Raw genomic sequence first — 13,219 nt, forward strand, 5'->3', positions numbered from 1 at the left:
TTAATCAACCAATCTATTGATAAACCTCTTTATTAGCCGAAGCCAGGGTATTTTTGAGTAAACCGATAATGGTCATCAAACCCACGCCGCCCGGTACCGGGGTTATCCATGACGATTTTGGGGCTACGTTTTCAAAGTCAACATCGCCATATAGTTTGTACCCGGATTTGGTTAGGGCAGAGGTTTCGCGGTTCATACCCACATCAACTACTACTACACCTTCTTTTACCATATCGGCAGTGATGAAATTCTTTTTACCAATAGCTACGATCAGGATATCGGCCTGTAGGGTAATGCTTTTAATATCAGGGGTACGGCTGTGGCATATAGTAACCGTGCAGTTACCTGGCGTAGTATTACGGGCCATTAAAATGCTCATTGGCGAGCCTACAATATTGCTGCGACCAACAACCACACAATGTTTACCTACAGTATCGATACCATATTCTTTCAACATCAGGGTGATACCATAAGGGGTAGCCGGTATAAATGAAGGTAAATTACGCTGCATACGGCCCAGGTTTACCGGGTGAAATCCATCCACATCTTTCCGATGATCAATGCGTTCGGTTACTTTTTCCGGATCGATATGTTTGGGTAGGGGAAGTTGCACAATGATCCCGTCAATATCGGCATCGGCATTTAATTCCTCTACTTTCTTTAGCAGTTCTTCTTCAGTAACATCATCCTCATAGCGTACCAAAGTCGACTTAAAACCAACTTTTTCGCAGTTTTTCATTTTGCTGGCTACATAAGTTTCGCTGCCACCATCATGACCAACCAAAACAGCTACCAAGTGCGGCTGCCTGCCGGTTCGCTGTAATATTTTAGCCGCTTCTTCAGCTATTTCAACCTTGAGTTTTTCTGATACGTATTTTCCGTCGAGTAATTGCATTGTAATATAGATGTGAGATATGAGATATGAGATACGAGATACTGACAGCTTTTGTCTCAAATCTCATATCTAACGTCTGATATCTAAATTAATCCAGTTTCAAAACCGCCATAAATGCCGATTGTGGTATCTCTACGTTACCAACCTGGCGCATGCGTTTTTTACCTTGTTTTTGTTTCTCCAATAGTTTACGCTTACGGGAAATATCACCACCGTAACATTTAGCGGTAACATCCTTACGCAAAGCCTTCACTGTTTCGCGAGCTATAATCTTGGCACCGATTGATGCCTGTATGATGATCTCGAATTGCTGACGCGGTAAAAGTTCTTTTAATTTTTCGCAGATCCGCTTACCAAAATCGTAAGAGTTACCTCTGAATATCAGGGATGATAAGGCATCAACAGGCTCTGCGTTTAAGCGTATATCTAAACGAACTAAGTCCGACTGGCGATAACCTATCTGGTGATAATCAAATGAAGCGTAACCTTTTGAAATAGTTTTCAACTTATCATAAAAGTCAAAAACGATCTCGCCCATCGGCATTTCAAATATAAGCTCAACACGGTCTGACGTTAAGTACGACTGGTTAACGATGCTACCCCGTTTTTGAATACAAAGCGACATTACCGGGCCTACAAATTCTGATTTGGTAATGATAGTTGCTTTAATATACGGCTCTTCCACGTGATCAATTTTACTTGGATCCGGAAGATCAGATGGATTGTTTACTACAATCTCATCGCCTTTTGTAGTGTATGCAAGGTATGATACGTTGGGAACGGTGGTGATCACCGTCATGTTAAACTCACGCTCCAAACGTTCCTGGATGATCTCCATGTGCAGCATACCCAGGAAACCGCAACGGAAACCAAAGCCTAAAGCCGCCGATGACTCAGGTTCAAAAACCAGTGACGCATCATTAAGCTGTAGTTTAGCCATCGATTCGCGCAGTTCTTCGTAATCTTCGGTATCAACCGGGTAAATACCGGCAAATACCATTGGTTTTACTTCCTCAAAACCTTGAATACCGCTTTCGCAGGGACGGTTAATAGTTGTAATGGTATCACCAACCTTTACCTCACGCGATTCTTTTATACCTGATATAATATAGCCAACATCGCCGGTTTTAATCACATCTTTTGGTTGTTGTTTTAGTTTTAGGGTACCAACCTCTTCTGCAATATATTGTTTTTCTGTAGCGAAAAACTTTACTTTATCGCCTTTACGGATCTCCCCGTTAACCACTTTAAAGTAAGCAACAATGCCACGAAACGAGTTGTAAACCGAATCAAATATCAACGCCTGTAAAGGTGCTTCAGGGTCACCAACCGGGGCCGGTACACGCTCAACAATGGCACGTAATATATCATGAACACCCATACCGGTTTTACCAGATGCGGCCAATATTTCTTCACGCTTGCAACCTATCAGTTCCACGATCTGATCTTTCACCTCTTCAGGCATGGCGCCTGGAAGATCCATTTTGTTCAGAACCGGGATGATCTCCAGGTCGTTTTCTAATGCCAGGTATAAATTGGATATGGTTTGTGCCTGTATACCTTGTGCCGCGTCAACTATAAGTAATGCTCCTTCACATGCTGCTATAGAGCGGGAAACCTCGTACGAGAAATCTACGTGGCCAGGGGTATCTATCAGGTTCAGGGTGTACTTCTGGCCATCGAGCACATAATCCATTTGTATGGCATGGCTTTTTATGGTGATACCCCGTTCGCGTTCCAGATCCATATCGTCAAGCAACTGTGCCTGCGATTCGCGTTGGGTAATAGTGTTGGTGTATTCCAATAACCTATCGGCAAGTGTGCTTTTGCCGTGGTCAATATGTGCTATGATACAAAAATTACGAATATGCTCCATTGAACCGCAAAAATAGCTTTTTAGGATGAGATTTTGATATACTGTTTTAATTAGCTGCTTCTACAAAGATCGGGGTTTCTGAAACATTTACTGTTACCTTACCTGCCGAAGTGGAAACCTGCGTTTTTACAGCCTGATCCGAACCCGCTTTTAACGTATAAATATTGGCTTTAAAGGTTAATAAGCCTAAGTTTAGCGTGTATTTCGCAGTGCGGCCTTTTTGGTCGGGGATCACTAAAACATACATTACCTTGCTGCCGGATACGTATTTATCAACTATGGGATTGGCGTTAATGGTACTTTGATAGGCATAAGTCCCCATTAGTGTGTTGGTCTGTAGTATATAGTCAGCCGCAGGCCTGCGCTTGGCATCTATAGCTAAACCAGAAGTAGCGTACTGAACATCCACATCAGGGGTATCATCAAGCAATTGGTAATAGAACGTTCTTTTGATGCCATGCCTGATATATAGAAGGGAGGTTCTTAGTATCCAGTCGGCCTGGGTTAAAAGAACCGACTTATCACCAATGGCTATAGCTTTCTGATAACTACCCTGGTTAATATCATAACCCGTTTCTGTTACCCAAACATCAGGTTTTTGAGGGAGGGAGTTGGCATACTGCACAAATGAATCGGCAATTTGGCCAGCCATAGAGAGTTCGGGCGCTACACCTGTAGTTGCCCTGGCATGGGTAAGTATATTGCCATCATTATTATAAAAATGGAAGTTGATCACATCAAAGCACAGGTTGATAGTGCCATCAGCTTTGTAACCACGGTTTTTCCGGCACCACTCTACCATTCGTTTTACCCAGCTTACATCGCAGGTAGCCAAACCGCCCATCACTACTTGCATGGTAGGATCAGCGGTTTTTATACCGGCATTATTACCTAATCTGCCTTTGTCACCATCATAAAATGCCGACATGTTTGCGGCGTACTCTTCTGGTGTTTGCTGTGTGGCTGCGCTTTTCCACCATTTATCGCGTTCATTATCACATTCGATATATTTAATAAGGCGAAGACCGATCTTAACCTCGTTTGGCGGATCATTAGTCCATCGCGGGCGACTATCTACTTTTACTAATGCCTTATTTACATTACCGTTATAACCATACCTTGCGGCAAATTGAAAAGCAGTGCGCGCCTGGTCGGCGTAGGTTGCCGGGTCGCTTTTATTAAGGCCATAGGGTGCCGGTACATTTTCATTATCCTGTAAACTAGCAGGATAGGTGCTTTCCAGCCATGTAGGGCAATTTTTCAGATCGGCCAACACAAAAATGCCATCTTGTTTACAGCGGGTATATATCAGGTCATAGTCCCAACTACCATTGTTAGTGGGGTTATAGGTATAATTGCCTTTGGTGTTTTCCAGCTTATTCCAGTTCATATAATGCCTTACCGAGCTAAAGGACTTAATAACGGCCATATTAGCCTCATAAATATGGCTTTTCAAATTGGGATTGATAGGATCCTGCAAAAAGTTCCATTCATAGGCATTAATGCCAAACATATTCTTTAAAGCTACACTATGCGGAATAAGCGAACCATCGGTTGTTGTATCTTTTGAAACAACTGTGCCGTCAGGAGTTTGCGAGCCGTCGTTTGTGGGTTTAAGCTTTTCTGTCCGGCAGTTATTAAAGAATAATACAGTGAGGGATAAAATAACGGTAAATTTACAGGACACGAGCATTTTTGCTGTTTTTGCGGATGGTACGTTCATATGGAGCCGCCACAAAGATAATTTTTTTACAACAGCCTGTCGGCATGAGTTGCCTGTAATATTTCCACTAAACAAACAGCCCGGTTTTTCTTTTTGATCAGAAAACCAGGCTGCTGTATATACAAAAATTTTCAAAGAGATCCTAAGCCTCAACGAAGTTTAACATAGGTTTCGATGATCTCGTGATCAATTTTTAAACTGTCAATTTTTTCAATGCCTTTTTGGATCAAGGTATCGTGTTTAAATTCAACGGTAAATTTAAAATCACCGCCTTCCCAATCGCGGGCATTGCAATAGGCCAGGTGCTCTGCATAGTTATTGCCTTGTAAGGTGTAGGTACCGCTGCCTGCGCTGAAAACAGGTTTGTCTATTTTTCCCTTTTTCAAGTCGTGGGTAAAAAAGGCAAAATCGGAGCCATTGAATATCTTAACCATTTCCTGATCTTTTGGAGGAGTGGTTACCACAGTATCGCCCTTGGTAATGCTTTTGCTCGATATTAAATGCCAGGTTCCACTAAGAGGTTGTGGTGCAGATTTTTCTGTTTCAGCTGGCTTCTGTGTACAACCAACAATGGCGAAAATGCAAAATGATAGTAAAAGTGTGTTTCTCATAACGTGATTGGGTTTGTTACAATTGTAAAAAATTTAACCCAATAAAAAAAGTGATTGAGCCTTAAGTTCAACCACTTTTTAAAATATTTGTATACGTTTACTATTCGCCTCGTTTCAGACCAAATTTTTCTATTTTACTATACAGGTGACTACGCTGTATATCAATATCATCGGCTGTTTTTGATACGTTCCAGTTATTCTTTTCCAGTTTGAATTTGATGTATTCCCGCTCGGCAAAATCCTTGTATTCCTGGAAGTTATTAAATTGATCAAAATCAGTCTGCGCCATACCATTACCATCACCACCCGCTACAGCAGGTGCCGAAGGATTGGCAAATGCTTTAACATCACTATCAGTAATGGTTTTGTCGCTCAGGATAATGAGGCGCTCCACCATGTTTCTGAGCTCGCGGATATTACCTGTCCATGGTAAGGCTTTCAGAGCATCCAGGGCCGCATCAGATATTTTCTTAACGGGCATGCCATATTCGTTACAGATCTCGTCCAGAAAGCTTTGGGTAAGCAGGGGGATATCGTCTTTGCGTTCAACCAATGGAGGCACATGTATCAATATCACACTCAGGCGGTGGTAAAGGTCCATCCTGAAATTACCGGCTTCTATTTCTTTCAGCAGGTCTTTGTTGGTTGCGGCAACTACACGCACATCAACGTCTATTTCTTTTTCGCCGCCTACACGAGTGATCTTATTTTCCTGTAAGGCCCGTAAAACCTTAGCTTGCGCCGATTGGCTCATATCGCCGATCTCATCCAGGAAAAGTGTACCGCCGCTTGCCGATTCAAATTTACCAATGCGCTGTTTTATGGCCGATGTAAAAGATCCTTTTTCGTGACCAAAAAGTTCACTCTCAATTAATTCAGATGGGATAGCTGCGCAGTTAACTTCAATTATAGGTGCGGCAGAGCGGTTTGATTTTTCATGCAGCCACCTGGCCACTAATTCTTTACCACTACCATTTGCCCCGGTGATTAAAACACGGGCATCGGTAGGGGCTACACGATCAATAGTTTCCTTTATTTTAACAATAGCCTGGGAGTTACCTAAAATTTCGCGAACTTTTGAAACCTTGCGCTTTAAAACTTTGGCCTCAACAACCAAACTTCCACGGTCAAGTGCGTTGCGTACGGTAATCAGCAGGCGGTTAAGATCAGGTGGTTTTGATATAAAATCAAACGCGCCTTTTTTGCTGGCTTCAATAGCTGTTTCAACTGTGCCATGGCCAGATATCATGATAAAAGGCAGATCGGGTTTTATGGCCAAACCTTCGGTAAGTACTTCCATGCCATCCATGCGGTTCATTTTTATATCGCACAGTACTAGGTCGTAGTCGTTTTTTTCAATCAGCTGCAATCCGTCAACCCCATTGTCAACGTCTTCCACATCATAGTCTTCATATTCCAATATTTCACGTAATGTATTACGGATCGCCCGTTCATCATCAATGATTAAAATTTTAGCCATATTTTTTATTTAATATAATCAGGTAGTCTTTTTAAGTCTTTAGTCTTTAGTCTTTAGTCCCAAGTCTGAAGGTTATTTTGAAATACTTCCAATTGATGTCTTCAAACTTTAAAACTCAAGACTTAGGGCTTCATTTTAGCGTGCTAATATATAAGATTTTGTATAGAAAAATAAACACTTGAGCTTGTAACAAAAATAACCCCTTCCTGTTTGCAGGAAAGGGTTATATAATTCAGCAGCAAATCTGTAAGCCGGGTTCTGTTCCCGATAAATCGGGATTCTATCATTTATCTGGCCCTGCCATTGCTGACAGGTTTAAACAACCTACCCATCCCGGAGTGATCCGCCAGTTGGCGAATTGCGGAAGCGAGCAACTCCACTTCCGGGACCTATTTGGTTTTTCAACTCCTGAGGTTTACCATCATTTCCGGTCACCCGGAAACGTCGTGAGCTCTTACCTCACGGTTTCACCCTTACCCCGATAAATCGTGGCGGTTTGTTTTCTGTTGCACTTGCTGTCGCCGGCTGCCGGCGCCTTCCCGTTAGGAAGCAGGATGCTCTGTGTTGCCCGGACTTTCCTCCGCTGTACAAGACAGCAGCGATAGAACGTTTTGCAGGTGCAAAGGTAGGGATTTTTTGTGGAAGGGTAGCCCCCTCTAAATCTCCCCCAAAGGGGGAGACTTCAAAACATGGTTTAAAGCTCTCTCCTTTGGAGAGGGTTGGGTGAGGTTTTTTTGTAATCATTGATTAAACAAACTAAACAATAATTAAATTTTGTTTTTTTTATTATTTTTGATGTATACCAAACCTTTTACACCTATGAAAAAGAATATCTATCGAATTTTACCCTTATTATTTTGTATTGGCTTAGCCTCCTGTGCTACTTATCAGCGGAGCGATCTGTTTTTTGGAAGGGATATTCCCGATGGCGGACAAGTTAGCGAACAACAATGGAAAGCTTTTAGCGACAGTGTGATCAGTCATTTTTTCCCGGAAGGATATACCGAATGGAACGCCGACGGGCGCTGGAAGGATACCAAAACAAAAGTAACTATAACCGAACCTACCAAAGTGGCTACCTTTTTTGGAAAACCCAGCAAACAGCGCAACGCGGCGCTGGATAGCATAGCTCAGCTATATATCCGCCGGTTCAGGCAGCAAAGTGTACTGAGATCAGACAGTAAAACCAATGTGCAATTTATTAGTAAGACACAGTAATAACTATTGCAGTCGCTCGGCTCCAGCCGAGTGACCGTTATAACCCGGCCTCCGGCCGCTGTAGAAAGCAAGATTTATATTTGAATCGCAGGCCAGAGGCCTGGCAATAGTCGTCACTCGGCTGGAGCCCACAGGTGTTGGGAAGAGTTACCAGAAAGGGGTATGATGGCCGTTCGGAGGCGGTTTGTCAGGGTCTCCACCATAAAGTCTTACAATAAACTTCATGAGTTCGGCCTCCATTTCCAGGGCAAACTGTTGTTTGGCAGACTTGCTGCTTTTGATCTGATTTAACTTTTGATAAGTTATGATCAACAGCGATAATATCATCCTGACATATAATACAGACTTGATACCATTGATACTTCTGGATAGTAAATGAGAAAAGTTAAGTTCCTGTTTAATGAACTTGAAAAACACGTCGATATCCCACCGTTTTTTATACAGTCCAGCAATCTCATGAGCTTGAAGATCAAAGATATTACTCAGGAAAGCAAGGGTTGTATTATCAGGTTTGACCGCCTCGATATAGCGATAAGCATTCTTTGTCTTTTTGCCGTTCCTGTTATATAAGTAAACCTTACGGTCTGCTATCAATTGTAATCCGTTGGCTTGTGGATTGGCTTCGGGTAAGCTGTTTTCTTCGATAACTACACTTCTCGGGTTAGGATTGACCCGGGTAATGAAACTGATACCCTGGTCGAAAAGCTGGTCATAAGCATCCCTTGACTGTAAGCCGGCATCGACAACAACAATACATTTATCCGATATAGGACAGTTCAGAATAGCCTGTTTCAAAGCCACGTTTTCGCTGTTAAACGTAGCTTCGTGATGAAAGGACACATATTCAGGTAGTTCTGAAAAACCGACGGTGAATTTGAGCTGCTTTACATGTTCCTGACTGCCTCCTGAACGGAATCCGATCTTGATCAGCTTAGAAGAAAGCGATATCAGGGTTGAATCAAAACGCAATAATTGATGTCGCTTATTACCTTTTGGAGGTAATTGTGCTGAAAAACGTTCGAGACAATCCGTGTATAAAGCTTCGAAAAAGCTCGCATCTGCGCGGCTTAGGCGTTCACTTATAGAACTATAGTGTATCTTTTGCGTTGTCGGTTTGTCAGATAGATGGCTGAATGCATAAGAGTTAAAAATATTCTCCATTACTCTCAGACTGTTCTGTTTTACCTCGAACTGACTGTAAAGCAATAATTTAAAAAGTAAAGAAGCCGGCAGCTTCTTTACTTTGTGGTCGGTTTTATGATGGTCAACCAAAAAAGAAAGACGTTCCTCCGGAATCAACTTCAACAAGTCGGGTACTCGCATATACCCCTAAAGTTAAGGTTATCCATTCGTCTTCCCAACACCTGTGGGCTGGAGCCGAGCGACTGCGGAACAACAATCATAAAATGGGTTTGTCATTTCGAACGAACAAGCGTTGGAATTGAGCGTGGGGGTGAGGAGAAATCTTTTGCGTCCGACTTATCGCGCGAAAAAGATTTCTCCCGATGGTCGAGAGATAGTTTCTCCTCGTACCTCGTTCGAAATGACAGTCTTTTTATTTATTTACACTCTTTCAGATCGGCCTGAACCTGTTGCAGATTAATCAACTCCTGCTTATTGCCAAATGAGTTGGTAACGTAGGTTAATACTTTGGCAACCTCAATAGGCGACAGATCCGCTGCGGCAGGCATTTCACCTTCAAACTCCCGACCGGCTATGGTTATTTTTCCTTTTAATCCGTTTTTAAGATAACAGGCCAGTGACAACCGGTTCTGTTTCAAAAAAACAGAATCGGTAAGCGGCGGAATCAGCGACTGAAGGCCTTCGCCTTTTTCACCATGACAATTTTGGCAGTGGGCCAGGTATAAGACACTACCCCCAGAATAGTAACGGTTAAATTCCACCTGTTCTTCGCTCTGGCACGAGGCCACCACAGCTACGATAAATAATAAAACTATACCTATAACAAATGCTAATTTCATTTAACTGCAACCTGGTCGGGTTCGGTTTTTAAGGTTTTAATATCGGCAATGAGTTTGGTTACCTGCGCCGGATCAGTGCCATCATAGGTGCCACGGAGCCTTTTTTGCTTATCGACTAAGATAAAGTAACCGTCATGTATGTATTCTCCCTGCGGATTTTTTTCCTGTACCGATACCAGGTAGTTTTTGGCTATCTGGTAAGTTTCTTCTTTAGTACCATGTAAAAGCCACCAGGTATTGCCGCTGATGCCCAGTTTGTCGGCATATTTTTTTAATACCGGAACGGTATCATATTTAGGGTCGATGGTATGAGATATGATCCTGAAGTTATCATCAGCCTTAAATTCTTTATATACATTAAGCATATTACGGTGCATTACCGGGCAAATGGAAGGGCAGGTGGTGAAAAAGAAATCGGCCACATATATTTTTCCATCTAAGCTTTTATTGCTTATGGTATCGGCGTACTGGTTTACAAATTTGAATGCCGGTATAGTGGAGTAAACCGTATCGGTAACCTGCTTGCCATCAACCGTTTTGGTAACCGGTTCCCGATTGCCCAAAATAGGCAGGGTTGCTGTAGTATTGTTGCCCCCTTGCTTACAGGCGCTATAAAATGCGATTATAATAAATGCACAGACGATATTTTTCATTTTTTAGGGGTTGTATTGAGGTATTTATTAGAAATGGTAACTGCTTTGTTGATCTGCGAATCAATAACCGCTATTTTCTTTTTCTGATCGGTTAAATAATCGATGATCTCCTGGTGCGATTTACCTTTATTTTCCGCATCAAATTTATGCATCCAATCGCTCATGGCGTCATCGGCATTGTCAACTATTTTTAAATAGGCTTTGGCCGAATCTATGTTTACGGTAGTTGGTGCATTTTTGATGATGCTATCCAGGATCATTTTATTTTTCATCAACTGCTCGTCACTGGCCATTACCTTATCATGAACAGCAATAACACTGTCCAAAAGCAATTTTTCCTGCTTTTTACTATCTCCACAGCCCAACAGAACAATAGCTGTTAAAATGGCTAAACTAATTTTTTTCATAGGTCTCTTTCTCAATAGAAGTATGTACTGGCAAATATGGCAAATAAACAGGTTAAATGTCGCTTCTTAGTAATCTTAAATAGTAGCTATAGTCAGTAATTGGTAAACTTTCTGCACCAGCTAATTTTAATTGCTGACCGATCTGCGCCCTGGTGTGCGTACCATGATTAATTACATGGGTTAATATATCAGCCAGAGCGTCTTGTAAATGGTCGCCTCTGAAATTCTGATATTTAATTATTTTATCAAAATCAGCGTCAGTTAGTTCATTTAAATAGCTCATCCATAGACCATGACCTTCGGGAACCAGCTGCACACACTCTTCAATGGTATAATCAAACCAAGGACTTGTGAACCTGTTTGGCAAGCCATGACAGCGGTCGTACCAAACCCGCTCGGCTGTTAACAGATGCGCAAACAGCTGTAACGGTTTAAGAGGCACATTAGCGTTTATTATAGCTTTCAGGAGCAGATCATTGGCAAAACGGTTATAGTTGAACAGTTTGGTCAGGTGTGTTTTCATGGGGTAAAATATATAGACGAAACAAGTATCAGGGTTAAATTGCAAAACTCAAAATCAGGACCTTGTCTGTTTTTTTTCTGTTTAGGCTATAACATAAAGCATAAAAAACTAATTCATTAAAATAAGTGCTTGTATCACAATAAATTACTAACTTTAAATAAAACATACCTGTTCGTTTAAACCGTAACACATGGCGGTTTAATAATATGATAATATAACTGTTACAATTAGGTTATACCTGCATCTTACCTTTAGGTTATATATTAAAAAGCATAGTTATGAAATTCATCGCGGTTTTTTCAAGATTGATCAGCAGTGTTCGTGAATGGATGATTCTTAGAAGTATGAGATCATCTTTCATACACTAAATTGTCCGTTAAGTTTTTCTTTCATAAATATAATCGCAATTTTGGGCTTTGCGTAGCTCAATTGAATGGAACTAACTGATCTGGATACACCACTCCGCCAACAACTCTTTGGCCCCGATTTTATTTGGGGCGTTTCAACTGCCGCATTTCAGATAGAAGGCTCACCTGATGCCGATGGCAAAGGTGAATCGGTATGGGATGTTTTTACAGCCAAAAAAGGCAAAATACTCAATGCAGCTCATGCCCGCATTGCCTGCGATTTTTATAACCGATACGAGGAAGATATCGACCTCATCAAACAACTCCACATTCCCAATTTCCGGTTTTCCATATCCTGGTCGCGCCTTTTACCAAATGGTATAGGCAAGGTAAACCAGGCAGGTATTGATTACTATAACCGGGTTATAAACTATTGCATTGAAAAAGGTGTGGAACCCTGGGTTACCGTTTATCACTGGGATTTGCCCCATGTGCTGGAACAAAAAGGAGGATGGACAAACCGGGATGTAATTAGCTGGTTCAGCGAATTTGTTACCCTATGCGCCCAAAGCTTCGGCGACCGTGTAAAACACTGGATGGTAATGAACGAACCTGTTGTTTTTACGGGTGCGGGTTATTTTTTTGGAATCCATGCCCCCGGCAGGAGCGGCATCCGGAACTTTATCCCGGCCATACACCATGTGGTGCTCAGCATAACCGCCGGTGCTAAAATATTGCGAAAATTATTACCTGAAGCACAGATAGGCACTACGTTTTCCTGCTCACAAATTACGCCTGCTACCGATAAACCCCGTGATGTTGCCGCAGCTGTAAGGGCCGATGCCCTGATAAACCGCTTGTTTATTGAACCTATTTTAGGCTTGGGCTATCCGGTAAAAGAGTTACCCGTCCTCAAGACCATGCAAAAATATATGCTGCCTGGCGATGAAGACAATATGCGTTTTGATTTTGATTTTATAGGGATCCAGAACTATACCCGCGAGATTGTTAAATATTCCTTTTTTACCCCTTATATCAACGCCAAAATGGTAAAGGCGGAGGATAGAAAGGTTGACGAGCTGACGGCCATGCGCTGGGAGGTTTATCCGCCCTCTATCTATCATATGATCAAAAAGTTTGACGCTTATCCGGGTATAAAAAGCATTATTATTACCGAAAATGGTGCTGCTTTTCCGGATGTGGTGGAGGAGGGTAAAGTAAATGATCCACAGCGACTGCGTTATCTGCAAAACTATATACGCCAGGTTTTAAAGGCAAAAAATGAAGGCTGCAAAGTAAATGGCTATTTTGTTTGGACGCTCACTGACAACTTTGAGTGGGCCGAGGGCTACCATCCACGTTTTGGGCTCATTTATGTTGACCATACCACACAACAGCGTATAGTTAAGGAATCAGGAAAATGGTATGCTAAATTTTTATCGGAAAAGTTGTCTGAATCAGAATTTTCAGAATTTAAGGATTTTCAGAATTAATCAGTTAGGAT

At 41.9% G+C, this 13,219-nt stretch carries 12 protein-coding genes and 1 other RNA gene; 2 read left to right on the forward strand and 11 right to left on the reverse strand.

The genetic code is table 11. From position 1 onward, the window contains the following. Nucleotides 1–13: 13 nt before the first annotated feature. The 6 genes from ACNURT_RS14540 to rnpB all read right to left on the reverse strand — a co-directional run bounded on the left by ACNURT_RS14540 (nucleotide 14) and on the right by rnpB (nucleotide 7,203). On the reverse strand, nucleotides 14–895 hold the full coding sequence (locus ACNURT_RS14540) for a bifunctional 5,10-methylenetetrahydrofolate dehydrogenase/5,10-methenyltetrahydrofolate cyclohydrolase (protein WP_419698288.1): 882 nt from the start codon (nucleotides 893–895) through the stop codon (nucleotides 14–16). An 88-nt stretch (nucleotides 896–983) separates the two neighbouring features. After that, a complete protein-coding gene (gene lepA, locus ACNURT_RS14545) occupies nucleotides 984–2,771 on the reverse strand; it encodes a translation elongation factor 4 (RefSeq protein ID WP_370999413.1) in 1,788 nt (595 codons plus the stop codon). Nucleotides 2,772–2,817: 46 nt separating this feature from the next. Beyond that, nucleotides 2,818–4,629, reverse strand: coding sequence for a hypothetical protein (locus ACNURT_RS14550; RefSeq protein ID WP_419698289.1), 1,812 nt, complete (start codon nucleotides 4,627–4,629; stop codon nucleotides 2,818–2,820). 14 nt (nucleotides 4,630–4,643) lie between these two features. Then, entirely contained in the window at nucleotides 4,644–5,105 is a 462-nt protein-coding gene (locus ACNURT_RS14555; RefSeq protein WP_419698290.1) for a hypothetical protein, read from the reverse strand. 100 nt (nucleotides 5,106–5,205) lie between these two features. Beyond that, the gene (locus ACNURT_RS14560) at nucleotides 5,206–6,585 is read right to left on the reverse strand and encodes a sigma-54-dependent transcriptional regulator (protein WP_419698291.1); all 1,380 of its coding nucleotides are present in this window, start codon (nucleotides 6,583–6,585) and stop codon (nucleotides 5,206–5,208) included. A gap of 231 nt (nucleotides 6,586–6,816) precedes the next feature. After that, an RNA gene (rnpB, locus tag ACNURT_RS14565) (RNase P RNA component class A) lies at nucleotides 6,817–7,203 on the reverse strand. Nucleotides 7,204–7,404: 201 nt separating this feature from the next. Here rnpB and ACNURT_RS14570 point away from each other — a divergent pair. Continuing rightward, a complete protein-coding gene (locus tag ACNURT_RS14570; protein WP_419698292.1) occupies nucleotides 7,405–7,803 on the forward strand; it encodes a DUF3574 domain-containing protein in 399 nt (132 codons plus the stop codon). A 147-nt stretch (nucleotides 7,804–7,950) separates the two neighbouring features. On the opposite strand, the gene ACNURT_RS14575 is transcribed toward ACNURT_RS14570, so the two are convergent. From ACNURT_RS14575 to ACNURT_RS14595, 5 genes are all read right to left on the reverse strand, one after another. Further along, nucleotides 7,951–9,126, reverse strand: a complete 1,176-nt coding sequence (locus tag ACNURT_RS14575; RefSeq protein ID WP_419698293.1) for an IS4 family transposase — start codon at nucleotides 9,124–9,126, stop codon at nucleotides 7,951–7,953. A gap of 236 nt (nucleotides 9,127–9,362) precedes the next feature. After that, nucleotides 9,363–9,785 carry a c-type cytochrome gene (locus tag ACNURT_RS14580; protein WP_419698294.1) on the reverse strand — a complete coding sequence of 141 codons (423 nt, stop codon included), beginning with the start codon at nucleotides 9,783–9,785 and terminating at the stop codon, nucleotides 9,363–9,365. Further along, nucleotides 9,782–10,438, reverse strand: coding sequence for an SCO family protein (locus ACNURT_RS14585; RefSeq protein ID WP_419698295.1), 657 nt, complete (start codon nucleotides 10,436–10,438; stop codon nucleotides 9,782–9,784). Before ACNURT_RS14585 ends, ACNURT_RS14580 begins: the two co-directional genes overlap by 4 nt. Beyond that, the gene (locus ACNURT_RS14590; protein ID WP_419698296.1) at nucleotides 10,435–10,845 is read right to left on the reverse strand and encodes a hypothetical protein; all 411 of its coding nucleotides are present in this window, start codon (nucleotides 10,843–10,845) and stop codon (nucleotides 10,435–10,437) included. Before ACNURT_RS14590 ends, ACNURT_RS14585 begins: the two co-directional genes overlap by 4 nt. 52 nt (nucleotides 10,846–10,897) lie before the next feature. Further along, nucleotides 10,898–11,368, reverse strand: a complete 471-nt coding sequence (locus tag ACNURT_RS14595; RefSeq protein ID WP_419698297.1) for a DinB family protein — start codon at nucleotides 11,366–11,368, stop codon at nucleotides 10,898–10,900. Between the two features lie 433 nt (nucleotides 11,369–11,801). Here ACNURT_RS14595 and ACNURT_RS14600 point away from each other — a divergent pair, with 433 nt between their 5' ends. Continuing rightward, a complete protein-coding gene (locus ACNURT_RS14600) occupies nucleotides 11,802–13,208 on the forward strand; it encodes a GH1 family beta-glucosidase (protein WP_419698298.1) in 1,407 nt (468 codons plus the stop codon). Nucleotides 13,209–13,219 lie beyond the last annotated feature (11 nt).

The organism is Mucilaginibacter sp. NFX135, assembly GCF_048565145.1.
Classification (GTDB): domain Bacteria; phylum Bacteroidota; class Bacteroidia; order Sphingobacteriales; family Sphingobacteriaceae; genus Mucilaginibacter.

What these genes read in the sequence shown, in the direction of transcription:
- ACNURT_RS14575 (WP_419698293.1), bottom strand. Translation starts at nt 9,126, where the DNA reads ATGCGAGTACCCGACTTGTTGAAGTTGATTCCGGAGGAACGTCTTTCT.
- ACNURT_RS14595 (WP_419698297.1), bottom strand. Translation starts at nt 11,368, where the DNA reads ATGAAAACACACCTGACCAAACTGTTCAACTATAACCGTTTTGCCAAT.
- ACNURT_RS14540 (WP_419698288.1), bottom strand. Translation starts at nt 895, where the DNA reads ATGCAATTACTCGACGGAAAATACGTATCAGAAAAACTCAAGGTTGAA.
- lepA (WP_370999413.1), bottom strand. Translation starts at nt 2,771, where the DNA reads ATGGAGCATATTCGTAATTTTTGTATCATAGCACATATTGACCACGGC.
- ACNURT_RS14585 (WP_419698295.1), bottom strand. Translation starts at nt 10,438, where the DNA reads ATGAAAAATATCGTCTGTGCATTTATTATAATCGCATTTTATAGCGCC.
- ACNURT_RS14570 (WP_419698292.1), top strand. Translation starts at nt 7,405, where the DNA reads ATGAAAAAGAATATCTATCGAATTTTACCCTTATTATTTTGTATTGGC.
- ACNURT_RS14600 (WP_419698298.1), top strand. Translation starts at nt 11,802, where the DNA reads ATGGAACTAACTGATCTGGATACACCACTCCGCCAACAACTCTTTGGC.
- ACNURT_RS14580 (WP_419698294.1), bottom strand. Translation starts at nt 9,785, where the DNA reads ATGAAATTAGCATTTGTTATAGGTATAGTTTTATTATTTATCGTAGCT.
- ACNURT_RS14560 (WP_419698291.1), bottom strand. Translation starts at nt 6,585, where the DNA reads ATGGCTAAAATTTTAATCATTGATGATGAACGGGCGATCCGTAATACA.
- ACNURT_RS14590 (WP_419698296.1), bottom strand. Translation starts at nt 10,845, where the DNA reads ATGAAAAAAATTAGTTTAGCCATTTTAACAGCTATTGTTCTGTTGGGC.
- ACNURT_RS14555 (WP_419698290.1), bottom strand. Translation starts at nt 5,105, where the DNA reads ATGAGAAACACACTTTTACTATCATTTTGCATTTTCGCCATTGTTGGT.